Origin of the sequence: Collinsella sp. TF09-1AT (assembly GCF_003436895.1) — a bacterium.
GTDB lineage: Bacteria > Actinomycetota > Coriobacteriia > Coriobacteriales > Coriobacteriaceae > Collinsella.
The window spans coordinates 52,623-74,568 of record NZ_QSRC01000004.1; the positions used below are offsets into that span (position 1 = coordinate 52,623).

General features: G+C 61.1%; 20 protein-coding genes, 1 other RNA gene and 3 pseudogenes. 12 read left to right on the forward strand and 12 right to left on the reverse strand.

Annotated elements, in window-relative coordinates; genetic code table 11:
- Positions 1–57: 57 nt before the first annotated feature.
- A complete protein-coding gene (gene ndk, locus DXC90_RS04675) occupies positions 58–462 on the forward strand; it encodes a nucleoside-diphosphate kinase (RefSeq protein WP_055251725.1) in 405 nt (134 codons plus the stop codon).
- Between the two features lie 234 nt (positions 463–696).
- On the opposite strand, the gene rpiB is transcribed toward ndk, so the two are convergent.
- Positions 697–1,164 carry a ribose 5-phosphate isomerase B gene (rpiB, locus tag DXC90_RS04680; protein WP_055251633.1) on the reverse strand — a complete coding sequence of 156 codons (468 nt, stop codon included), beginning with the start codon at positions 1,162–1,164 and terminating at the stop codon, positions 697–699.
- A 267-nt stretch (positions 1,165–1,431) separates the two neighbouring features.
- Here rpiB and DXC90_RS04685 point away from each other — a divergent pair, with 267 nt between their 5' ends.
- Positions 1,432–2,745 carry a serine dehydratase subunit alpha family protein gene (locus DXC90_RS04685; RefSeq protein ID WP_117734977.1) on the forward strand — a complete coding sequence of 438 codons (1,314 nt, stop codon included), beginning with the start codon at positions 1,432–1,434 and terminating at the stop codon, positions 2,743–2,745.
- 402 nt (positions 2,746–3,147) lie between these two features.
- Here DXC90_RS04685 and DXC90_RS09800 read toward each other — a convergent pair.
- The 5 genes and pseudogenes from DXC90_RS09800 to DXC90_RS04710 form a co-directional block, all read right to left on the reverse strand.
- Positions 3,148–3,282: pseudogene (locus DXC90_RS09800) on the reverse strand (helix-turn-helix transcriptional regulator); the annotation flags it as partial.
- Between the two features lie 196 nt (positions 3,283–3,478).
- Positions 3,479–3,832 carry a hypothetical protein gene (locus tag DXC90_RS04695; protein WP_117734978.1) on the reverse strand — a complete coding sequence of 118 codons (354 nt, stop codon included), beginning with the start codon at positions 3,830–3,832 and terminating at the stop codon, positions 3,479–3,481.
- A 100-nt stretch (positions 3,833–3,932) separates the two neighbouring features.
- A complete protein-coding gene (locus DXC90_RS04700) occupies positions 3,933–4,553 on the reverse strand; it encodes a helix-turn-helix domain-containing protein (RefSeq protein ID WP_117734979.1) in 621 nt (206 codons plus the stop codon).
- Positions 4,554–4,899: 346 nt separating this feature from the next.
- Positions 4,900–5,091, reverse strand: coding sequence for an Arc family DNA binding domain-containing protein (locus DXC90_RS04705; protein WP_117734980.1), 192 nt, complete (start codon positions 5,089–5,091; stop codon positions 4,900–4,902).
- Positions 5,092–5,155: 64 nt separating this feature from the next.
- Positions 5,156–6,175, reverse strand: coding sequence for an SPFH domain-containing protein (locus tag DXC90_RS04710; protein ID WP_117734981.1), 1,020 nt, complete (start codon positions 6,173–6,175; stop codon positions 5,156–5,158).
- Positions 6,176–6,569: 394 nt separating this feature from the next.
- Between DXC90_RS04710 and DXC90_RS04715 the strand changes: the two genes are divergently transcribed.
- Positions 6,570–7,820 carry an MFS transporter gene (locus DXC90_RS04715; protein WP_117734982.1) on the forward strand — a complete coding sequence of 417 codons (1,251 nt, stop codon included), beginning with the start codon at positions 6,570–6,572 and terminating at the stop codon, positions 7,818–7,820.
- 1,407 nt (positions 7,821–9,227) lie between these two features.
- On the opposite strand, the gene DXC90_RS04725 is transcribed toward DXC90_RS04715, so the two are convergent.
- The 3 genes and pseudogenes from DXC90_RS04725 to trpS form a co-directional block, all read right to left on the reverse strand.
- A complete protein-coding gene (locus tag DXC90_RS04725; RefSeq protein ID WP_195838530.1) occupies positions 9,228–9,590 on the reverse strand; it encodes an MGMT family protein in 363 nt (120 codons plus the stop codon).
- A gap of 194 nt (positions 9,591–9,784) precedes the next feature.
- Positions 9,785–10,660, reverse strand: a complete 876-nt coding sequence (locus tag DXC90_RS09815) for an HAD-IIB family hydrolase (protein ID WP_117734983.1) — start codon at positions 10,658–10,660, stop codon at positions 9,785–9,787.
- A 124-nt stretch (positions 10,661–10,784) separates the two neighbouring features.
- Positions 10,785–11,833: pseudogene (trpS, locus tag DXC90_RS09820) on the reverse strand (tryptophan--tRNA ligase).
- A 298-nt stretch (positions 11,834–12,131) separates the two neighbouring features.
- On the opposite strand from trpS, the gene DXC90_RS04740 reads away from it, so the two are divergent.
- Positions 12,132–12,521: a hypothetical protein gene (locus DXC90_RS04740; protein ID WP_118098410.1), complete on the forward strand. Its 390-nt coding sequence runs from the start codon at positions 12,132–12,134 to the stop codon at positions 12,519–12,521.
- An 87-nt stretch (positions 12,522–12,608) separates the two neighbouring features.
- On the opposite strand, the gene DXC90_RS04745 is transcribed toward DXC90_RS04740, so the two are convergent.
- Positions 12,609–13,367, reverse strand: a complete 759-nt coding sequence (locus tag DXC90_RS04745; RefSeq protein ID WP_117734985.1) for an HAD family hydrolase — start codon at positions 13,365–13,367, stop codon at positions 12,609–12,611.
- 315 nt (positions 13,368–13,682) lie between these two features.
- Here DXC90_RS04745 and rpsA point away from each other — a divergent pair, with 315 nt between their 5' ends.
- From rpsA to DXC90_RS04760, 3 genes are all read left to right on the forward strand, one after another.
- Positions 13,683–14,849, forward strand: a complete 1,167-nt coding sequence (gene rpsA, locus DXC90_RS04750; RefSeq protein ID WP_022095232.1) for a 30S ribosomal protein S1 — start codon at positions 13,683–13,685, stop codon at positions 14,847–14,849.
- A gap of 343 nt (positions 14,850–15,192) precedes the next feature.
- Positions 15,193–15,554: RNase P RNA component class A (gene rnpB / locus DXC90_RS04755), an RNA gene on the forward strand.
- Positions 15,555–15,635: 81 nt separating this feature from the next.
- A complete protein-coding gene (locus tag DXC90_RS04760) occupies positions 15,636–16,274 on the forward strand; it encodes a YigZ family protein (protein ID WP_195403962.1) in 639 nt (212 codons plus the stop codon).
- A 67-nt stretch (positions 16,275–16,341) separates the two neighbouring features.
- On the opposite strand, the gene DXC90_RS04765 is transcribed toward DXC90_RS04760, so the two are convergent.
- Positions 16,342–16,788, reverse strand: a complete 447-nt coding sequence (locus tag DXC90_RS04765) for a C-GCAxxG-C-C family protein (RefSeq protein ID WP_117734986.1) — start codon at positions 16,786–16,788, stop codon at positions 16,342–16,344.
- Between the two features lie 233 nt (positions 16,789–17,021).
- On the opposite strand from DXC90_RS04765, the gene DXC90_RS04770 reads away from it, so the two are divergent.
- From DXC90_RS04770 to DXC90_RS04785, 5 genes and pseudogenes are all read left to right on the forward strand, one after another.
- Positions 17,022–18,305, forward strand: coding sequence for an O-acetylhomoserine aminocarboxypropyltransferase/cysteine synthase family protein (locus DXC90_RS04770; RefSeq protein ID WP_117734987.1), 1,284 nt, complete (start codon positions 17,022–17,024; stop codon positions 18,303–18,305).
- Positions 18,306–18,447: 142 nt separating this feature from the next.
- Positions 18,448–19,344, forward strand: coding sequence for an MFS transporter (locus DXC90_RS04775; RefSeq protein ID WP_233502163.1), 897 nt, complete (start codon positions 18,448–18,450; stop codon positions 19,342–19,344).
- The gene (locus DXC90_RS09710) at positions 19,278–19,751 is read left to right on the forward strand and encodes an MFS transporter (protein WP_370446331.1); all 474 of its coding nucleotides are present in this window, start codon (positions 19,278–19,280) and stop codon (positions 19,749–19,751) included. Before DXC90_RS04775 ends, DXC90_RS09710 begins: the two co-directional genes overlap by 67 nt.
- Before the next feature lie 156 nt (positions 19,752–19,907).
- Positions 19,908–20,486, forward strand: coding sequence for a xanthine phosphoribosyltransferase (locus tag DXC90_RS04780; RefSeq protein ID WP_022095227.1), 579 nt, complete (start codon positions 19,908–19,910; stop codon positions 20,484–20,486).
- Positions 20,487–20,642: 156 nt separating this feature from the next.
- Positions 20,643–20,951, forward strand: a pseudogene (locus DXC90_RS04785) (peptide chain release factor-like protein); the annotation flags it as partial.
- Between the two features lie 21 nt (positions 20,952–20,972).
- Here DXC90_RS04785 and DXC90_RS04790 read toward each other — a convergent pair.
- Positions 20,973–21,935: a diacylglycerol kinase family protein gene (locus DXC90_RS04790; RefSeq protein WP_117734988.1), complete on the reverse strand. Its 963-nt coding sequence runs from the start codon at positions 21,933–21,935 to the stop codon at positions 20,973–20,975.
- Between the last annotated feature and the right edge of the window lie 11 nt (positions 21,936–21,946).

The window sequence follows — 21,946 nt, forward strand, 5'->3', positions numbered from 1 at the left end:
CAGGCGAGTGCCGGAATGGGACTTGGGCACGCGCGAACCTACTTGAAAGGCTACCTTATGGCTATCGAGAAGACCTTCATCATGATTAAGCCCGACGCCGTGCGCGATCGCAAGATCGGCGAGATCGTTGCTCGCATTGAGCGCAGCGGCCTTGTCATCGAGCGCATGGAGATGACCACGCTCGAGCGCGCTACCGTCGAGGAGCACTACGCTCATCTGGCCGACAAGCCTTTCTTTGGCGGTCTCTGCGACTTTATGACGAGCGGTCCGGTCGTCAAGATGGTCGTTTCCGGTCTTTCTGCTGTCTCCAAGATGCGCACTCTTATGGGCGCTACCAACCCGCTTGATGCCGCCCCCGGCACCATCCGCGGCGACTTCGCTGTCGATGTCAACGCCAACGTGATTCACGGCTCCGACTGCCTGGAGAACGCCGAGATTGAGATCAAGCGCTTCTTTGGCTAAACCAGCTTTGACTCCTTAAAGCTGTTAGCGTGTGGCTTAGGCGCCGCGGAACTCCATCCGCGGCGCCCTTTTTATCCCAGTAGATTTTTGGGACATGGCTAGAAATCTACCTTTTGTCGCACATGGACTGCGAAAGGTAGATTTCTAGGCATGCCCCAAAAATCTAATAAAGAGCCCCCGCCCGGATTTGCGTTCCGGACGGGGGTTTTCGTTGGCGTATGGCGTTGTAGGTCTTTAAGCTTCGTCGACGACCTTGAGGCCGCGGGTCTGGTCGATCTCGTTGAGGAGATTGACGCGACGCTCGTGACGGCCGCCCTCGAACTCGGCATCGAGCCACTCGTCGACGATCATCTTGGCGAGCTCGGAGCCCACGACGCGGGCGCCAAAGGCGAGCACGTTGGTGTTGTTGTGCATGCGCGAGAGCTTGGCGCTGAAGGGCTCGGAGCACACGACGGCACGAACGCCCTCGACCTTGTTGGCGGCCAAGCTAATCCCGACACCGGTGCCGCAGATCAGGATGCCCAGATCGACGTCGCCGTTGGCTACGGCTTTGCCCACCTTGTAGCCGGCGATGGGGTAATCAAAGCTCTCGGAGGTGTCGGTGCCAAAGTTCACGACCTCGCAGCCGCGCTCCTTCAGGTGCTCGGAAATGATGTTCTTGAGCTCGACGGCGGCGTGGTCGTTGCCGATACCGATCTTCATGAGTGGTTCCTCTCTGGTCCGTGCGGCGGAATTGCTAAAGGTTTTACCGCGTTCGACTGCATGATAGCGCGTCTTTTGCCTAAACACTCGGGCGTTTTTTGGTCAAACGCTTTAGCGGACGCGAACATCAGCCCATCACGAAAAATGCCGCCAATTTGCTTCTGGCGGCCGTCTGCCGGAACTCGACTTGCGGTTTTTGGTGCCTTGTTATCAAATAGAGAAGTTGATACTTGCGAGAGCAACCCGTTATACATGTAGGAGATACCTATGCCTACCGATTCCATCCGTGATACCGCGTTTTGTGATGTTTTGAACCGCGAGCTTGTCTGTGCGCTCGGCTGCACCGAGCCCATTGCCGTTGCCTATGCGGCGGCGCTGGCGAGCCAGACGCTCGGTTGCGAACCCGAACATATGGATGTTGCCTGCTCAGGCAACATCATCAAGAACGTAAAGAGCGTGACCGTGCCCAACTCGGGCGGTATGCACGGTATTGAGGCCGCGGCCGTGCTGGGTGCCGTGGGCGGTGACGCCAAGAACGCGCTCGAGGTGCTCGAGAGTGTTGGCGATGCAGACCGTGCTCGCGTGACCGAGCTGCTCTCCGATGCCGACTACTGCGATGTGTCGCTTGTCGAGGGTGTGCCCAACCTCTACATTAAGGTGACTGCCACGGCCGGAGGTCATACTGCGATCGTCGAGATCACCGACCATCACACCAATGTTACGTGCCATACACTCGATGGCATTCCGATGTGTGGCAAGTCGGCGGGGGAGTGTGCCGCCTGCGCCGAGCGCATCGTGGCCGAGCGTGCCGCCGATACGCCCATGTCGATTGAGTCTATCATTGACTTTATCGAGGACGGCGACATCGAGGGCGCCCGCGCTGCCGTTGAGCGTCAGATTGAGCTGAACGGCGCTATTAGCGCCGAGGGCTTGGTGAACGCTTGGGGCGCCGAGGTGGGCCGTACGCTGCTGGGCGCTCGCGCCGACGATGTCGCCTGCCGTGCGCGTGCGCGTGCGGCCGCCGGGTCTGACGCCCGTATGAACGGCTGTGCGCTACCGGTCGCCATTGTGTGCGGCTCGGGCAACCAGGGTATTACCTGTGCGTTGCCCGTTATGGAATATGCCGATTACCTGCGCTGCGACCACGAGCGCCTGGTGCGCGCCGTGATGCTGTCTGATCTTATTGCCGTGCATATCAAGAGCTATATTGGTGCGCTCTCGGCGTTTTGCGGTGCTATTTGCGCTGCGTGCGGTGCCGGCGCGGCGATTACCTGGCTGTGCGGTGGCACGCGCGAGCAGATCGGCGCGACGGTCTCCAATACGCTCGGTAACGTGGGCGGCATCGTGTGCGATGGCGCCAAGGCAAGCTGCGCCGCCAAGATTTCCGCTGCCGTTGATGCGGCGATTCTGGGCCACGATATGGCCATGCAGGGCCGCGGCTTCCGTGCCGGAGAGGGCCTGATTCAGGATACGGTGGAAGAGACGATCGCCAGCATGGGCTATGTGGGCCGCGTTGGCATGAAGGATACCGACGTCGAGATCCTCAACATCATGATCGGCAAGACCATCGTCGACTGCTAGGGGCTCTGGGGCACTGCATCTTGTTGTTGAAACTATCGCGCTTGTGGCCGTAAAGCACCTGCCTGCATTGCGGACAGCGAGGATCTCGCGGTAGGTCACCAGGTCGTTCTCGCGCTTGATGCGCTCGAGGACGGTCGCGACAACAAGCGCCGCTATCGTCGGCAGGAACGCCGCAGCCGCGGCGACGCCGGCGCCCCAGGTGCCCTCCATCCAGTTAAACGCCGGCGACAGTATCAGTGCGAACGCCACCGCCAGCAACGCGAGCATCAGCACGGCCAGCCATAGCATCCGCGTTCCCATGCGCTTGCGATCCCTTTCGACTGCCTCTTCCATAACGGTCACGTCTCCCTTCACGAGCGTGTCTATGGAGGTGCCGAATAGGATGCTCAGCATGAGCAGGCTCTGGACGTCCGGATACGTCTTGTCCCGCTCCCAGTTCGAGATCGTCTGACGCGACACGTAGAGTTTCTCGGCGAGCTGTTCTTGGGAGAGCCCCATCGCCTCGCGCCTCGTCTTAATCTGGTTGCTGATGTCCATCGTCACCTCCCGGTCGTGAAGGAGCGTCCCGCGAACACGTAGGGTGCGCTATCGAATCTGTTGTACATCATATGCGGCAAGGCTTGCCGGGCGCTGCAAAAACTGTTTTGCACGGGGTTTACCTGCATGATTGTTGCTGCGATGCGTGCCATCGCCGCGGGGAGATTTGGCTTGTGGAGGCTTGCGGGGCGATGGCTTAGCGATGCTGTCGAGCAATCGTCCAAGTGCGCAGGCCCATGGCGGCGTAGCCGATTGCGGTATAGGCAACCCCATGGAACGCAAGGTCCTGGCTGCCCTCGACCTTGAGGGGAAACAGGACCGCGGGTCCGATTCCGAGCGCCGCGGGTACCCAGAAGAGCGTCCTCGCGGAGTTTGCGGCGAGCAGGCCGAGGGCGATCGCAGTTACGGGGAGCACGAGGTAGATCAGCGCCATCATGGCGATCATACCGGCATCGGATGGGACGACCCTCACCAGGAGGGCGGGGATTGCCCAGCAGGCGCCAACGATTGCGATCAATGCGATGAGGGACGCGCGTACGGTGACGTTCATGGGGCACCTCCTAACGGGAATCGCCCCCATTCTGGCATACATCTTCAGAATGGGGGCTAAGGGGGATACCATTTCGGGGAACGGGCGCGTACCCGCGCTTTTAACTCAGCATCTTGGCGAGCATGCCGATGCCGGCGCCCACCAGTCCGCCGGCGATGGCGCCGATGATGATCTGCGCCGCGTTGCGCGTGCCCTTGACCCAAGGGTCCATCTCGCGCTCACGGCGCCCCTCGAGCGTGTCGCGATCGACCTGCTCGCCGCGGCTAAACGCCAACACCTCGCGGTACGTGACGAGGTCGTGCTGCTTCTTCATGCGTTCCATATACACGAACGCCACGAGCATCACGACGAGCGCCACGGCGGCAAACGCCGCGGTGGGCGCGATGTGCATGCCCCAGCCCCATTCGAACTGGAACGCCGCCCACGCGCTCAGCACCAAAAACACGACCGCGCTCACGACCGTGATTGTGGAGAGGGCGTTGTACTTCTTGACCGCTTCGTTCATTACCTGTGCCATGGTTTCCACATCTCCTTTGATGAGGGAGTCCACGGTCACCCCGAACACGTTGGAAAGCAGCAGCAGGCTCTGGACATCCGGATACGTACGGCCGCACTCCCAGTTGCTGATGGTCTGGCGCGACACGTAGATGCGCTCCGCCAGATCGTCTTGGGACAGTCCGAGCTCCGTGCGATGCTCCTTGATGTGCGAGCCCAGCTCCATGCGTTTGCTCCCTAGAGGGTCGGGGTGACCCCTGTCGAGAGCCACCATGTCATTGACGCGAGCATCGTACCATCAAAGGTCTTTATATTTGACCCCCACGGGGCAAAATCGAGCTGTCAAAAGGCTTTATATACGACATCTAGCTGGGAAAAGAACGGTCCCCAAAGGCGGATGCCTCCGGGGACCGGTTGGTGCGTATAGAGGGGGCGAGCTTGCTTTGGGTTGGTGTTGGCCCCGCCGCTCGGCTCGACTTTGGAGCGGCGGGGCTCAGCTCTGCCTCGGCGCTGGCGAGGCAGAGCGCGGCTTTGCCCCGACGTCGGCAGCGGCCGAGCCCTGTCTTCCCGGCTTAGCCCTCTTCGCCTTTGGGCGTGCCCTTGAACGAGGGCTCTTTCTTTGGCAGCCTTCCCGCGCGTTTGAGGGCGTCTCGCAAGATCCATTCCACCTGACCGTTGGCGCTGCGCATCTCATCGTCCGCCCAGCGTTGGACGGCCTCCCAGATAGCGGGGTCTATACGGAGTGGATACTGCTTGCGTGCCATGACGTGCCTTCTTGTCGAATGTGCAATTTTGCACCCGTCCCCAAATTACTCATTGGTGTTGGGGTTAGTACAGCGAGCCTGCGTTGAGCACCGGGTGCGCCTCGGATTCACCGCAGAGCACCACCATGAGGTTGCTGGCCATCTGCGCCTTGCGCTCGTCGTCGAGCTCGATGGTGCCGCCGGCAGCCATCTCCTTCACGGCCATGTCGACCATGGAGACCGCGCCCTCGACGATCTTCTTGCGTGCGGCGATGACGGCCTCGGCCTGCTGGCGGCGCAGCATCGCCTGGGCGATCTCGGGGGAGTAGGCGAGGTGCGTGAGACGTGCATCGTCGACCTCGACGCCGGCGGGCGCCAGGCGCATCGCGAGCTCGCGGCGCAGGGCTTCGGAGACCTCTTCCACATTGGCGCGCAGCGTGATGGCGCCGGCGGCATCGGACTCGTCCTCCAGGTGGTCGTAGGCGTACACGCTCGCCACGTGGCGCAGCGCCGTCTCGGCCTGCATGGCGACATAGCTCTGGTAGTCGTCGACGTCGAAGAGCGCCTTGGCGGTATCGGCGACGTGCCACACCACGACGGTTGCGATCTCGATGGGGTTGCCCATTTTGTCGTTGACCTTCAGGCGCTCGCCATTCAGGGTGCGCACGCGGGTGGAGATGGTGGTGGGGTTGCCCTTGGCGGCCTTCTGCGCCGCGGCCTTGGCGGCCTTGGAATCGCTCATCTCGAGCTCGATCATCTCGCCGATCCCGGCCGATCCGCCCATGCTCTTGCTAAAGAACGGGTTGGCCCAGAAGAAGCCCTCGTCGCGGACGGTGCCCACGTACTTGCCGAACAGGATGCACACGCGCGCCTGGCCGGGCTGCAGCGAGAAGAATCCGTTGAGTGGGATGAACCACAGGCAAAACGCGAGGATGCTGAGGCCGAGCCCCCATCCGTAGACTGCGGGCGCGTCGACGCCGTCGGGCGTGCTCGCGAGCCCGATGGTGCTCCAGATAAAGAGGCCGATGATGGCGATGAGCGCCACCGCCACGGCGACGAGCATGCCGTAGCCCGACTTGGCCTTGAGTTGCTTTTCCACGCTCATTGTGAGTTCCTTTCACGACTGCGCCGGCGTTTGCGTGACGTCCCCGGCGCCGCGCTCCAGATTGCGATGGGGAGGAGGCGAGTCCCCGAGCAGTCCGTGCGGCTGCTGATTGCATTGTGATATCACATTGAGACCAAGTCAAGGAGAATCGGATGCCGTCTCTCATGGCATAAGTGGTTCGGGGCGCCCGGCATCTACGCTCCGTAGAGGTCTTCCTGTTGCATCTTGGCTCGCAAGTCCCTATAATAGCCCCACTCACGGCTGAAGGTTTACCTCGAGATTTGGAAAGGGGAGCTGCACCATGCTTGCTTCCATGAGGATTTGGCTCTAGCCACGGTCGCGTGAGCGACCGGTACTTCGCTGCATACCACCGATCGCATCAAAGGATTATTCCATGACACAACCGAATCCCTGCGCTTCTTGGAAGCGCTCGCTCGCCATCGTCTGGATCGGCGAGTTCTTCTCCGTGCTCACGAGCTCCATTCTGCAGATGGGTCTCATCTGGCACGTCACCCTCACCACCGGCTCCGCGAGCGCCCTGTCGTTCGTGAGCCTGGCGGCCTTCTTGCCCATGGCGCTCCTCGGCGCCTTCGCGGGCACCATCGTGGACCGCACGTCCATCAAGCGTCTCATGATCGGCGCTGATCTCTTCATCGCGGCCGTGAGCCTCACGCTTGTCTTCGGCTCGCTTCGGGGCGACCTCTCTGTCGCCGTTGTGGCGGCGGTGCTGTTCGTCCGTGCGCTGGGCAGCACGCTCCATACGCCCGCCTTCAACGCGCTCACACCGCTCATCGCCCCGCCCGAGGTGCTCGGCAAGCTGGCGGGCATGCTGCAGTTCATGCAGTCGGGTAGCTATATCATCGGCAACGCCATCGCCGCGGTGGTCTACCCGGCGTTTGGTCTGACCTTCATGATCGCGCTCGATGTCGCCGGCGCGGTGCTCGCGAGCATCGCGGTGGCGACCTCCGGCATCAAGACGCCGGCGCCCGAGCGCCATACGCCCGAGGAGAACGCCGAGGCGTCGCACCACGCGGTGCGGGCCTTCCTATTGGAGACGGCCAACGGGTACCGCGAGCTCAAACGCCATCACGGTCTGTTCGCCATGCTCTGGATCGGCTTCGCCTTCTCGGTCCTGTTCTCGCCCATATCCGCGCTGTTCCCGCTCATGGTGTTCGACCATTTTGGGGGTACCACTACGCAGTCGGCTATCGCGGAGATCGCGTTCTCGGTCGGCATGATCGCGGCGAGCGGCTGGATCGGGGCGACGGGTGGCCTTAAGAACCGCGCGCTTTCGTGCACGCTGGCCATCGGCCTCTTCGGAGCGGGCACGCTCGCGGGCGGCCTCGTGCCCCCTTCCGCGCTCGTTGTGTTTCTGGGGCTTACGTTCGCGATGGGGGTCTCGAGTCCGCTGTACAGCGCGCCGCAGATGGCGCTCATGCAGGAGCGCGTCGATCCCGAGTGCATGGGCCGCGTCTTCGGCCTGTACGGAGCGGTCTGCAGCTGGGCCATGCCCGTGGGGCTCGTCGCATCGACCTTGTTCGCGGACGCCATCGGCGTAAGCGCGTGTTTCGTGCTCATCGGTGCTGCAATGGTGATCCTAGCAGGCATCACCTGGGCGATCCCGAGCATCCGCAAGATTGGGTAGCGCTCTGGCGGAGTGCGTTTCGTTTCGGACGGCTCGTAGGGTCGCTGCGACGTGAAGGGTGGTCGACGGTGCGCCTGCGAGGGCGCCGTCGACCACCCTTTTGTTTAATTCGTCTGGCCCGGCGCCGATCATCATCTGTTCGCCGGGCGATTGCGATGCCGCCGCTTGCCGATACGCGGCTCCTTACGTTGTGCGCATCCCATCGTTCTGGCAGCGTTTCCTGCAGTTAATCTCCAGAGCCCGAGGCGGTGGCCCCTATGAGTAATCTGCTCGAATCCATTCTGCGCGTCGGTATGACCGTGTTCATCGTCGGCCCGCTCACTGCATGGGTCGCCCGCCGCGGCGCGCGCGAGCGCAGCGAGGCAACGGACAGCCTCGATTGCTTCACGGTGCGCATGCCCGCAGCCATCCGCACGATCATCGCCTGCTGCGCCGTCGCGTTCGAACTGCTCATGCTGGGTGTCTACGTCTGGCAGGGCGTCTCGCTGGGCGAGTGGGACCACGAACTTGTGTGGTTCGGTCATGCCATGGCGCTCGCGGGTATGGCTATCTGGGCCTTGCTGAGCATCCCGCGTATCGACGTGGACGGTGGGCGCATTCTCTCGCGTAACGCCTTCGGCATCCGCAAGGAGACGACGTTTGGCAACATCACCCGTGCAACGCTTCACGCGCAGATGATGAGGATCGACCTGTTCGAGGGCGACCGGAAGTTCTGCTCGATAAGCCTCGAGGGGGTGTGCTCGCTCAACCTCCTCGCCCGTCTGGAGGAAGAGGGCATCGAAGTCTCGGACGCCGTCGACGGTCCCATGACCAAGGCGGGCCTGTGTTGGTCTGCCATCAAGCCGTTGACGATTGTTTTCAACGGCATGGCCCTCGTCTTCTCGCTCGTCCTCGCCTTCATGGCGGTCTTCACCGACGAGGGTGCGCGCCTGCTCGTGCTCATCCCGTTCCTGTTCCTGTTCATAGGGGGGTTCCTGCCCCTGCTCATGCTCGGCATGCCGGCCCGCGGCATCCTCGAGATCGGCAGGCAGGAGCGCGCGCTCGGTTTCTCCTTCTCCGAGGAGATGGCAAGCCGAGGTGCCACGGGTACTTCGCTTGTCGATGACGATTGGTTCATCGAGATCAGCAACGCCCGCGTCGTGGCGTTTCGCCGCGATTACCTCAAGAAGATCACGGCGCACGAGAACAGCGAGAGCGGCGACCGCTGCACGGTGACCACGAGGGGTGGTCGCAAAATCAAGGTGTATGCAAGCGGGCAGCACGCTCGAGGACCTGCGCACGTGGTTCAAACAGGGTGCCAAGGTCAGAAGCACACTCGACCGCGCGGGGGACGCACTCGAGGCGACCGTTTGATTGGGTTGCCTGCCAAGGATCCAAAACGGGAAGGGGCGCTGTCGGCGCCCCTTGTCATACCAGGCCCGCTGGCCAGCGAGAGGCCTGCAGGTCGACATGTCCGTTGGCGAGGAAGGCAACGCCTTCGTCCTCGAGCAGTGTGCGCTGCGCCTCGGGCCCACCGAAGGCGAACCCCTCCGCGAGGCGTCCGTCGGCGAATACGATGCGATGACAGGGGATGGTGCCGGGTTCCGGATTGACGTGCAGGGCGTATCCCACGTATCGGGCTCGACGGGGCTCACCAACGAGCTTGGCGATCTGACCATATGTGGCAACCATGCTGCAGGGCACCTGGCGTACCATGTCGTATACGCGGTTGAAGAATCCGTCGGTGTCCCGGTCTGCCATGCCGCCCTCACTTTCAATCGATATCGCCATTGTAGTCAAGAAAGGCGCCCCACATGCGCGGGGCGCCATTCCAAAGAGGTGTTGCGCGAGGGGAGGGAAGGCGCAACGTTCGTGTCGAAGGTCTTTAATTCGCCTGTGCCTTCATTAAGTTAACTATAGCTAATTCTCTGAGACCCAAGTCGTAGACCGACGAGCACACAGCCTCTCCATAAGTTAATCAAGGGTTACAAATAGAAAGACACAGTGACATGTGGTCGTTGGGGTTCAAGGAATCGCTCGATGAGTTCGGAGAACGCACCCTCAGTCCCAGCCGTTTCAAGGACGACATCGCAATACGGCCGCACGTCGTCGGTGACATTCGCCACGCCGACGCCCAGTCCCGCCGCCTTGATCATGGAGAGGTCGTTTGCGGAATCGCCAACGGCGATGACCTCGGACATCGGAATTCCCAGCATATCGGCAAGGCGCGTGAGCCCCGTCCCTTTGTCAACGCCTGCGGGCATGAGTTCGAGGTAGCGCTTGGAGGAGAAGGTGATGTCAACGCCGAGTCGCTCGGCCATCGGCGCGAGCTTGCGGCCCAATTCCTGCAGCTCATCGAAGTCCCAGTCGACGTACAGGATCTTCACGATGCCACGGCCTTCAAGGAATGAGAGGTCGGGATGGTCAGATCCGCGAAAATGAGTGACCCCGGTGATCGATTCCAGATAGTCGCGCTCCCGTGTGGGTGCGTCATTCACGAACACGTGGCCGTCGGCGACGTTGACGTGCATGCAGAGTCCGAGTTCGAGCCCCTTTGCATAGATCGCGTTCGCGCATTCGTTGGAAAGGCCGCAGGTGGTGAGCGGGGTGGGGTCTCCCACGCGGTTGATGAAGCCGCCGTTATAGGAGAGCACATAGCCGTCTTCGATCAGCTCGCGGGCCTCCCCCGAGAAGTTGTCCATGATAGAGGAATACCATCGCCCGCTCGAAGGGACGAACAGCACACCGAGCTCCCTCATGCGTTTGAGTGCTCGGAGATTGGACGCCGGGATGGCGTGGTCGGCATCGAGAAACGTCTCATCCATATCGCTGGCAACAAGTCGGTACATGCAATCCCCCATACAACGTAAAAAACGAGGCGGGCTTATTATCGCCCACCTCGTAAGACCTTGGCTATGTCGAAGGCGTGGACACGTGAAGATGGCCCATTCGCGTGTCGCGGCGCGTTTCCGCGAGCCGGATGGCTTAGTACACCATTCCCATGGCTTCGCGCACCTCGGCGAGCGTGGCCTCGGCGACCTCGTTGGCGCGGCGGTTGCCCTCGCGCAGGACGTCCTTGACGTAGTCCATATCCTGCACGAGCCCTCGCGGCGCGCGCGGATGGGGGCGAAGTACTCGTTCACGCTCTCGGTGACGTACTTCTTGAGCGCGCCTGCGCCGCCCATGCCGATCTCCTCGGCGATCTCGACCTCGGAGCGGCCGGTGCAGATGGCGGCGGTGGAGAGCAGGCCGGACACGCCAGGGCGCGCCTCGGGATCGAACGTGATCATGCGCTCGCCGTCGGTCTGGCTCTTCTTGATGCGCTTGGCCGTCTCCTCAGCGGTCATGGAGATGTTGATGGCGTTGCCGTAGGACTTGCTCATCTTGCGCCCGTCAAGGCCGGGCAGCAGCGGCGTGTCGGACAGCAGCGCGTCGACCTCGGGGAACACCTTGCCGTAGCGGTTGTTGAACTTGCGTGCGATGGTGCGGGTGAGCTCGATGTGCGGCAGCTGGTCGCGCCCGACCGGCACCACGTTGCCCTTGCAGAACAGGATGTCGCACGCCTGGTGCACGGGGTAGGTGAGCAAAAGGCCGGTGAGCTCATGGCCGCTGGCCTCCATCTCGGCCTTGACGGTGGGGTTGCGCTGCAGCAGGGCCTCGGAGACGAGCGACAAGAACGGCAGCATGAGCTGGTTTGCCGCGGGCACGGCGGAGTGCGTGTAGATCATCGTCTTGTCGGGGTCCAGGCCGCAGGCCAGGTAGTCGATGACCATGTTGTAGACGTTGTCCTGGATGTTATCGGTGCTGTCGCGGTCGGTGATGACCTGGTAGTCGGCGATGAGCACGTTGGTGTGCACGCCCATGTCCTGCAGCTCGACACGGCTCTTGAGCGTGCCGAAGTAGTGGCCGAGGTGCAGGCGGCCGGTGGAGCGGTCGCCGGTGAGCATGGTGAACTTCTCGGGGTGCTGCGGCAGGTCGGCGCGGATCTGGTTGCTGCGCTCGAGGCTGACCTCATAGCTGAGCTCGTTGGGCATGCTGTCTCCTTTTGGGCTGAGTGCCTGGCCGGCATTGTCGGTCTTGGTTGAAGATGAAGCTACCAGAGAAACGGCGTCTCTTGCCGGAATCAACGATGGTTTTCGCCGTGTCGTCCCGCAGGGTCGTTTCCCTTCTTGGGAAGGAGCCCCTCGATATGCTCGAGCCGCTCCTCATGGGCCACGTGCGCCGCGCGTTCCTCGGCGGCGAAAGCGGGGTCTTCGGGCGTGACGGTCTCATCTCGCTGTCGACTCCGGTACCACCGCGACGGCGCTCCTGAGCCTGCTCGTCGACAAGCCGGTGACTATCTACACCACCAACGGCTATGCATGTCGGTTTACGGGCGAGCTTGCTGCTAAGGTGGTGGTAATTGGCGGCGACTTCAACCCCGTTACCTGCTCGCTCACCGGTCCTATGGTTGAGAGCGCGCTGCGCGAGCTGTACTTTGACCGGGCGTTTATAGGTGTCAACGCGGTGGACGAGGACCGCGGCATCATGACGCCAGGTTATCCCGAGGCTATCAAAAAACGTATCGTGATGCAGAATTCCCAAGCGAGTTACGTACTCGCCGATAGCTCCAAGTTCCACGTGTTTTCAAATGTAAAGGTGTGCGACCTGGAGGGCTTTACTGTTATTTCCGACAAGCGCGACGCCAAAATCGGCGAACGCGTCAAAATGATCACGGCCTAGGACACTGGGGCATCGCATCTTGCCCTCAAGCCGTTGCCCACGTAACGAAGCGTGGGGCAAACGTGCGCCCCATTCCTGATTTGGGGACTAGCTTAGTTCGTCGGCTATTTGGTGCTCGTAGAAGGCTTCTACTACGGCGTTAAAGTCGCGGGCGAAGTCTTCCATGGTTCCACGCCAGGTGGCTCGGCCGGGCTTTCCTTGGCCCACATAGGCGGTTTGAATGCCGCAGTCGGGGCTGGGGAAATCGCGCTTGGGGTCGTTGCCCACCATGAGGACCTCATGTGGCTCGAGCCCCATGACCTGCAGCTGCTCTAGATAATATGTGGCATCGGGCTTGCAGCGCGTGGCGTTGCCCATGTGCGTTACGAGCTCGAAGGGCGCGTCTGTCAGCTCGCCCCAGCCCATACGGCACTCGATGGCGCCTTGAGGAAAGCTGGGGTTGGTGAAGAGCGCGCAGCGCAGCCCTGCGTCCTGTACGGCTTGAAGCGCGGCGTGCGCACCCGGCATGGCTTTTGCGTTGATCATGTCATCGTTCTTGTACGGTAGAACTTCGTGATCGTAGCAGGTAAACGCCTCGTAGATAAGTGGGTCCGAGAGGCAAATGCCGCACCGGCGCTCGACCTCGGTCTGGTAAAACTCAAGATTGGTGCGATTGTCCGTGCTGTTGCGGCGATTGGCGTTGAGGTCGACCAGGATGGTGCCGAGGCGCGCCATCGTGCCCCCGCGGCTGCGACGTCCGATATCCGCGAGCATCGACGAGACATCCTTAAAATAGCGAAGGATGAACGCGTTGAGGTTGATGCTAAGAAGCGTCTCGTCCATATCGAAAACGACTGCTTTGAGCACGCGGGCACCTTTCTCGAAAAATCGTTCCAGAATCGTATGTCTGGGATACTTTACCCCAAAGCAGTGTGCCTAGCTGCTCATCGTCAACTTGTGGAGACAGTCGTTCACAAGATTGCGAAAAAGTCTCCATACGAGTAAAAAATCGCAGTTCACGCTTGAAATCGAAGCGATTTCCCCGTAATCTATACGGACGTGATTGCATAAGCGTCACATCAGTATCTGTCGGCTCCCGAGTGTTCCTAAACGTTGTGTGCTTGTCGCACCCATCTGTAGGTCCTAGCAATCGGGGCCCCGTAGTTCGAAAGGGGTCCACCTTTGAGTGAGATTCAGAACTCGTCCATTTTCTCTCTTGACGATGTCAACGAGGAGGAGATGAACAACCTCATCGACGGTACGATTACCGACTTTGATGAGGGCGATCTCGTTAACGGCACTGTCGTTAAGATCGAGCATGACGAGGTGCTCGTTGACATCGGATTCAAGTCCGAGGGCGTTATCCCGGTCCGCGAGCTGTCCATCCGCAAGGACGCTAACCCTGCAGACATCGTTGCACTCGGTGATCCCATCGAGGCCCTGGTTCTCCAGAAGGAGGACAAGGACGGTCGTCTGGTCCTGTCCAAGAAGCGTGCCGAGTACGAGCGTGCTTGGAACCGCATCGAGGAGAAGTTCAACTCCGGCGAGAACGTCGAGGGCGAGGTTATCGAGGTTGTCAAGGGCGGCCTGATCCTCGACATCGGCCTGCGCGGCTTCCTGCCCGCTTCCCTCGTCGACCTCCGTCGCGTCAAGGACCTCACCTCCTACATGGGCACCCGCATCGAGGCCCGCGTCATCGAGATGGACCGCAACCGCAACAACGTCGTCCTCTCCCGTCGCGTCGTGCTCGAGGAGTCCCGTAAGGCCGAGCGCTCCGAGATCCTGTCCAAGCTCAAGTCTGGCATGCGTCTCCAGGGCACCGTTTCCTCCATCGTCGACTTCGGCGCCTTCGTCGACCTCGGCGGTATCGACGGCCTCATCCACATCTCCGAGCTCTCCTGGAACCACGTCAACCATCCTTCCGAGGTTGTCAAGGTCGGCCAGGAGGTCGAGGTCGAGGTTCTCGACGTCGATCTCAACCGCGAGCGCATCTCCCTGGGTCTCAAGCAGACCACCGAGGATCCGTGGCGCGCACTGGTCAAGAAGTACCCCGTCGGCGCTATCGTCGAGGGCACGGTGACCAAGCTTGTTCCGTTCGGCGCTTTCGTCGACCTGGGCGAGGGCATCGAGGGCCTGGTGCATATCTCCGAGATGGCCAACAAGCACGTCGATCAGCCTTCTCAGGTCACCCACGTGGGCGACAAGGTTCAGGTCAAGGTCATGGAGATCGACCTCGACCGTCGTCGTATCTCCCTGTCCATGAAGTCCGCTGCTGAGACTCTGGGTGTTGAGATCGAGGTTACCCCGCTGCCTTCCGAGAAGAAGGACGAGGAGACCGACGCCGAGTAAATCGGTTTGACGATCACTTGTTTTAAGGGATCCGTCCGTAATGGACGGGTCCCTTTTTGCATTTACTGCCGAGATGTTCGGTAGTGCCTGCGCGTAACGCTGCTTGGGCTATTCGCTTGCTATTGAGTTGTCGGTGCATGAAAAAACGCCGACATCCCGCCTCGGGGAGGAGGCGGGAACGCACCGAGTAGACGGAGGGGTGCGGAGCGCGGTCGCGTCTCGACTGACGACGTTGCCCATCGGCGTTCCTATTGTACTGCATGACATGGTTCTTGGTTTATCGTGTCGAGCGCTTGTGTTGTGCCGCTGCCTATGCTGACGGTGTGCTACACTCTTGCACTGCTGAGTGGGCCAGACGGTCGCGCGATGTGCTGCTTGCAGCACGCGTGAGGAAAGTCCGGGCTCCAGAGGGCGGGATGCCGGCTAACGGCCGGGCGGAGTGATCCGACGGAAAGCGCCGCAGAAAAGAAGACTCCCACCTGCGCCGCAAGGCGTAAAGGGAAAAGCTGAAACGGTGGTGTAAGAGACCACCAGCGTCGTGGCAACACGGCGGCTTGGCAAGCCCCATCCGGAGCAAGCGCGAATAGGAACGCTATGGGCCGGCCCGGTCCGCGTTCGGGTAGCGTGCGTGGAGCTGCACGGTAACGTGCAGGCAAGATAAATGACCGTTCACGACAGAACCCGGCTTACAGGCCCACTTGGCATTTTTGTTACCCTGACAATCGGTACGGCCTTTGCCGTATTATTGAGGCTGTTTGTTGCTGCGCTTTATTTTGTTGAGGGGCTTTGTTGGACAGCTATTTTACTCTGCAATCGAATATTGAGGTTTCGGGCGAGTTTGTGGACCGCAAGAGCCGGTTTATTGCCCAGCTGGTCCATATTGAGTCCGAGGACGAGGCGAATGCCTTTATCGAGATGGTTCGCAAGCGTCATTATGACGCTCGACACAATGTTCCCGCGTGGATTTTGGTCGATGGACGCGAGCGCCAGAGCGATGATGGTGAACCGAGCCGCACGAGTGGTATGCCGACGCTCGAGGTGCTGCGCGGTGCGGGGCTCAAAAATGTTTGCTGCGTAGTGACACGCTATTTTGGTGGCACGCTGTTGGGGCCTGGTGGTTTGGTGCGCGCCTATACCGCGGCGACGCAGGCGGCGGTGGCCGCGGCTCAGGAGGCCGGGCAGATCGTCGAGATGACGAGCGTCGTGCCGGTTGATGTGCATGTGGCCTATCCACAGTATGAGCAGGTGCTTCGCTTGGCGCAGGATTCGGGTGCCAAGGTTTCGGATACCGATTACGCGGATGCTGTGACACTTCACTTGGTGTTTAAAGCGGGGGAGCAAGAGCCGTTTTGCGCTAAGATGCGCGAGCTTATGGCGGGGCGCGAGGAGATTGAGGTCAGCGCTCCCGAGTTTGCTGAGTTCTAACGACGACGGCCGGCGTGCATTTGGATGAATCCCAAGCGCGCCGGCTGTCGTTTTATGTCGCTGCCGTTTACTCGGCGAGCTGCTTTAGCATATCGCAGGCGATCTCGACGGCATCGTCGATGCAGCCGGGGCAGCTGCGGAGCGGACCCTTATCCGATCCGATGCCCTTGAGCGTGCCGCAGACGGTCGTCGTGTTCTTCTCGCCAAAACGCTTGGCGATCTCGCGCGACAGCTTGTAGGTCTTGCCCTTGGACTTGGGGTTTTCCATGCCGTCGCTCATTACAAAGCCCATGATGGCCACGGCGCCCGAGATGGCGCCGCAGGTTTCGGTCATACCGCCCATGCCGGCGCCAAAGCCCTCGGTGAGGGTAAAGGCGACCTGGGGGTCGAGTCCGACGGCAGGCGCGAGCGTGCAGGCGACGGCCTGTGCGCAGTTAAAACCGCGGGCGTGGTATTCGGCAGCCTGAGCTTGGCAGGCGGCGGCGTCGAGCTGGGCAGTATCGATTTGCTTCATCGTTGTCTCCTTGATCACGGTGTACCTGCCTATGGTACCCTTGCTGGCGCACGCACTCATCGAGACCCCAGCGCATATCTTATTGTTTTTCGCCATCGAACGCTTTCTTAAGATTTGGGACAAATAAACCTGATTAATTTGTCCCATAACCTATCGGCGGGATGGGTTGAGAGGGGTGCGGGGTAGCGGTATCGTGAACCGAATAAAACAAAACCCAAGTAAGGGAGTCGGATATGAGCGAGCAGACCATCGGTACTACATGTGTTCAGGGCGGTTATCGCCCGGGTGATGCGGAGCCGCGTCAGGTGCCTATCTACCAGTCAACCACGTGGAAGTACGACACGTCCGAGCACATGGGCAAGCTGTTTGACCTGGAGGAGTCGGGCTACTTCTACAGCCGTCTGCAGAATCCCACGTGCGATCTGGTTGCCGCCAAGATTTGCGAGATGGAGGGCGGTACCGCCGCGATGCTCACGAGCTCGGGCATGGCTGCTAACTTCCTTGCGATTTTTAACGTGGCCGGCGCCGGCGATCACGTGGTCGCCAGTTCTGCCATCTACGGCGGTACCTACAACCTGCTCGCCCATACCATGGGTCGTATGGGTGTCACCTGCACCTTCGTCGCTCCCGATTGCACCGACGAGGAGCTCGAGGCTGCTTTTGAGCCCAACACCAAGCTCGTCTTTGGCGAGACGATCGCCAACCCCGCCCTTGCCGTGCTCGATATTGAGCGCTTTGCCAAGGCTGCGCATGACCATGGCGTGCCGCTGATGGTCGACAACACCTTTCCGACGCCCGTGATGTGCCGTCCCTTTGAGTGGGGCGCTGACATCGTTACGCACTCTACCACCAAGTACATGGATGGACACGCTGCCTACCTGGGCGGCGTGATCGTCGACCACGGCCAGTTTGACTGGTTGGCCCATGCGGACAAGTTCCCGGGTCTCACCACGCCCGACGAGAGTTACCACGGCGTGACGTATGCCGAGAAGTTCGGTCGCGAGGGTGCCTTCATTACCAAGGCCACCGCGCAGCTCATGCGCGACCTTGGCCCCATGCAGAACCCGCAAGCGGCGTTCTTCTTGAACAGCTCGCTCGAGAGCCTGCATGTGCGCATGCCGCGTCATTGCGAGAACGGCCTAGCGGTCGCTAAGTTCCTGCAGAGCCATCCCAAGGTGCGCTTTGTGAGCTATCCGGGTCTGGAGGGCGACAAGTACTATGACCTGGCTCAGAAGTACATGCCCAACGGTACTTGTGGCGTCGTGAGCTTTGGCTTTAACGGTGGTCGCGCGGCGGCCGAGACCTTTATGAAGAGCCTCAAGCTCGCCCAGATTGCCACGCACGTGGCCGACGCCCGCACTTGCTGCCTGCATCCCGCTAACGCCACGCATCGTCAGATGAACGATGAGGAGCTCATCGCCTGTGGCATCTCCGCCGACATGGTGCGCCTTTCGTGCGGCCTCGAGGACACGGCGGATCTGATTGCCGACCTTGAGCAGGCGCTCGAGCAGTGCTAGGCTAGCGTTCGCATAAGTCGCCGATACTGGCAGAAAGCTTCGGCGACCTTTCGTTCCGATTCCGTAGGCGGGACCCCAATCGCGGCTGTTTGCAGGCGATCGGGGCCCCGTTTTTTGCGTTGGGCCACTCGAAAGGATGGATATGGAGAAAACTGCAGGGCAGCTGCGCCGCGAGCACATTGCCCTAGAAGGCGACACCCATGGCAAGAACAAATGGGCGATTCTGTTTACCGTGCTCATCATGACGTTTATGTCGTGTCTGGATTCGACCGTCGTGACCGTGGCGTTGCCCGTGATGCAAAAGGAGCTGGGCGTGGGCCTCGACCACATCCAGTTGGTGAGCTCGGTGTACCTGCTTGCGACATGCGTGGCTATGCTGCCGTTTGGCCGCTTGGGCGACGTGCGCGGCAAGGTGGGCGTATTCCAGCTGGGTGTAATCGTTTTTACGGCCGGCTCGCTGCTTTGCGGCCTTTCGAGTTCGCTCGAAGTTCTTATTCTGGCACGCATTGTGCAGGGCGTCGGCTGCGCGGCGGCAATGGCCAACAACATGGGTATCATCACCGAGTCGTTTCCGGCGCGCGAGCGCGGTCGTGCCATGGGTATTCTCGCGACCTTCGTGGCCCTCGGCATGATGTGTGGCCCCGTGCTCGGCGGCATTCTGGTGGCAAGCTTTCCCTGGGAGAGTATCTTCCTCATCAACCTGCCCATTGGCGTCATCTCATTTATCGTGGGGCTCTATACGCTGCCGCATGTTAAGCCGGAGGCTGGCGAGCGCCCCATGTCCCTGATCGAGGCCGCTTGTCGTTGCTTTGCAAATTCGGCCTTCACCATCAACCTCGCCTGCATGCTCATCGTGTTCGTTGGTATTGGCGCATCAGAGTTTATCCTGCCGTTCTATTTTCAGGACGCCCACGGCTTTGGTTCCGACATTTCCGGATTGCTCTTTTTGGCGCTGCCGATGGTAATGCCTTTATCGGCCCGCTTTCGGGTACGGTTTCGGACCGTGTTGGCTGCGAGGGTCCCACGGCGGTCGGCCTAGGCGTGTACGTATGCGGTCTTTTTGCGGTAAGCACGCTCGACGAGCACTCTTCCATCCCTGTGATCGTGTGTTGCGTCGCGTTTATGTCGTGCGGTACGTCGATTTTCCAGAGCCCCAATAACTCGCTGTATATGGGCTCGGCTCCGCGCGAAGCGCTCGGCTTTGCGGGCAGCCTGGGTAGCCTGGCGCGCTATGCGGGTATGGCAGTGGGCATTACAGCGGCATCGCATATCCTGTATGGGCAGATGAGCGTGGCGATGGGCGAGGCCGTGACCAGTATTGTTGCAGGTCGTCCGGATGTGTTCCTGTTTGGTTTTCGCTCGGTATTCTACGTGCTCATGGCTGTGGCGGCAGCGGGCTTTGTGCTCGCCATGGTGCGTTTGGTGAGGATACGCGCCCGCCATTAGTGTGTTGAGGGGCTGTCTGCCACGATTCGCGCCGTCCCAAAAGACTGGTTTGTGGTGCGATGTGGCTTGTGGGGCGGGCGGGGGTCGGTCCGTGGTAGACTACCGAACAACGTTTATTAATCGCGCGGCATCCTTGCCGCGAGAAGGGGTTGCCTCATGCAGGAGCTTGAGGATCGTATTCGCCATGACGGCATCGTAAAGGCCGGTAACGTCCTTAAGGTTGATGCCTTCCTCAATCACCAGTGCGACGTTGAGCTGTTTGACCACATGGGCGCCGAGTGGGCCCGTCTGTTCGAGGGCGTCGAGATCAACAAGATCCTGACGATTGAGGCTTCGGGCATTGGCATGGCCTGCATCGCGGCTCAGCATTTTGGCGGTGTGCCGGTGGTCTTTGCCAAGAAGGCGCAGTCCATCAACCTCGACGGCGAGCAGTATGCCACGACCATCTACTCCTTTACCAAGCAAAAGGAGTACCCGGTCATCGTTGGTAAGCGTTTCCTGTCCGAGGGCGACAAGGTCCTGATCATCGACGACTTCTTGGCCAACGGCTGCGCGCTTGAGGGTCTTATCAAGATCTGCGAGGCTGCGGGTGCCGAGGTATCCGGCATTGGCATTGCGGTGGAGAAGGGCTTCCAGGGCGGTGGCGATAAGCTCCGCGAGCGTGGCTTCCGCGTTGAGAGCCTGGCCCGTATCGCCGATATGGACTGCGAGACCGGCGAGATCACCTTCGCCTAAGCGCGCAACACAAGCGATTGGTATGCGATGTGACAAAGGGACTGTCCCTTTGTCACATTTTTTTGTATGAGGGGAGGTGTTGATATGGATGAGAACAAGATGGGATGGCGCGAGTATGCGGGCTATGCCGCGATGTCGGCTGAGGAGTTGGCGCGCGATTGCGAGGTGCAGGTGTTTCGCGCGACAGGTCCGGGCGGTCAGGGCGTGAACACGACGGACTCGGCGGTGCGCATGAAGCATGTGCCCACAGGGATTACCGTGACGGCGCGCGAAAGCCGTAGTCAGTTCCAAAATCGCGCGAGCTGCCTGCGCAAGCTGCGCGCCGAGCTTGAGCGTCGCGGGCGTCCACCGCGCCGACGCGTAAAGACCAAGGTGCCCCAGCGCTCTCGCCAGCGCAGGCTCAACGATAAGCATTTCAATGCCATTAAAAAGGCCAACCGACGCAAGCCGGGCAGCGACGAGTAGTCGATTGCCCCACTGGCCTTGCTAGCGGGTGGGGTGCCAAACTTGGAGGGCGCTGCCGAGGACATCGACCTCGATGCGCGAGGCGACAACGGGCTCGCCGTCAGCTTGGATGGGGTAATCGGGCTGCTCGAAGGTGAGCTCGGCATGGCGGCAGCGGCGCATACGAACCGGCGGCAACTTGGTGTGGTGGCCGTCCTTGGCCGAAAGGAACATGGGTAGGGCAACCGCGCGGGGGACGGGGCCGCAGGCGTAGCATACGTCGAGTATGCCGTCGCAGGGGTCGGCATCGGGACAGATGCGATAGCCCGAGCCATAGGTGGGGCCCAGCTGAATCGCCATGATAATCGCCCGCACGCGCTCGGCGGGGGCGCCGTCAAAGGTGACCGTCATGGGGTAGTTGCGATAGCGCAGGCCAAACTGTTCAAGCCCTGAGAGAGTGTAGAGCGGAGCACCCGTCAAGCCGGTCTTCTTGCGCAACTCGGTGGTGCCCAGGCCGATGGCGGCATCGATGCCGACCGAGAGCGTCTGGTCGTAGTACTCCACCGAGGCCTCGCCGCTTCCGCTTGCGGGATTCCATGAGCGAATACGCCCGATGTCCTGACGTTGCAGCTCACAGGTGAGCAGCGCGCCAAAATCCTTACCGGAGAAATCGTCGATTCCGAGTGTCTGGGCAAAATCGTTGCCGGAGCCCACGGGCAGGACGGCAAGGGCGGGACGGATGGCCTCTTCCTGCGCCATGAGCCCATTGACAACCTCGTGGATCACGCCGTCGCCGCCGAGTGCGATAACCGTGCGGTAGCCCTGGGCCTGTGCGGCAAGTTCCTTGGCATGCCCCGTGCGCTCGGTCAGCACCAAGTCAAACTGGGACGCGCGCGCCGTCATGTCCAAAAAGCGTTGCAGGCGCTCGGCAACCTCGCGCGCCGCGCCCGACTGGGCAGCGGGGTTGGCGATGATGAGCGTGCGACCAAAATCAGTTGCGTGCATGGGGCGACTCC

Bases quoted from the DNA above. Each gene is read 5' to 3' on its own strand.
- rpiB (WP_055251633.1), bottom strand. From the start codon at position 1,164: ATGAAGATCGGTATCGGCAACGACCACGCCGCCGTCGAGCTCAAGAAC.
- DXC90_RS04705 (WP_117734980.1), bottom strand. From the start codon at position 5,091: ATGGCACGCAAGCAGTATCCACTCCGTATAGACCCCGCTATCTGGGAG.
- ndk (WP_055251725.1), top strand. From the start codon at position 58: ATGGCTATCGAGAAGACCTTCATCATGATTAAGCCCGACGCCGTGCGC.
- DXC90_RS04700 (WP_117734979.1), bottom strand. From the start codon at position 4,553: ATGGAGCTGGGCTCGCACATCAAGGAGCATCGCACGGAGCTCGGACTG.
- DXC90_RS04765 (WP_117734986.1), bottom strand. From the start codon at position 16,788: ATGAAGCAAATCGATACTGCCCAGCTCGACGCCGCCGCCTGCCAAGCT.
- DXC90_RS04710 (WP_117734981.1), bottom strand. From the start codon at position 6,175: ATGAGCGTGGAAAAGCAACTCAAGGCCAAGTCGGGCTACGGCATGCTC.
- DXC90_RS04725 (WP_195838530.1), bottom strand. From the start codon at position 9,590: ATGGCGATATCGATTGAAAGTGAGGGCGGCATGGCAGACCGGGACACC.
- DXC90_RS04775 (WP_233502163.1), top strand. From the start codon at position 18,448: ATGGAGAAAACTGCAGGGCAGCTGCGCCGCGAGCACATTGCCCTAGAA.
- DXC90_RS04685 (WP_117734977.1), top strand. From the start codon at position 1,432: ATGCCTACCGATTCCATCCGTGATACCGCGTTTTGTGATGTTTTGAAC.
- DXC90_RS04715 (WP_117734982.1), top strand. From the start codon at position 6,570: ATGACACAACCGAATCCCTGCGCTTCTTGGAAGCGCTCGCTCGCCATC.
- DXC90_RS04790 (WP_117734988.1), bottom strand. From the start codon at position 21,935: ATGCACGCAACTGATTTTGGTCGCACGCTCATCATCGCCAACCCCGCT.
- DXC90_RS09815 (WP_117734983.1), bottom strand. From the start codon at position 10,660: ATGGGGGATTGCATGTACCGACTTGTTGCCAGCGATATGGATGAGACG.
- DXC90_RS04780 (WP_022095227.1), top strand. From the start codon at position 19,908: ATGCAGGAGCTTGAGGATCGTATTCGCCATGACGGCATCGTAAAGGCC.
- DXC90_RS04770 (WP_117734987.1), top strand. From the start codon at position 17,022: ATGAGCGAGCAGACCATCGGTACTACATGTGTTCAGGGCGGTTATCGC.
- DXC90_RS04695 (WP_117734978.1), bottom strand. From the start codon at position 3,832: ATGAACGTCACCGTACGCGCGTCCCTCATCGCATTGATCGCAATCGTT.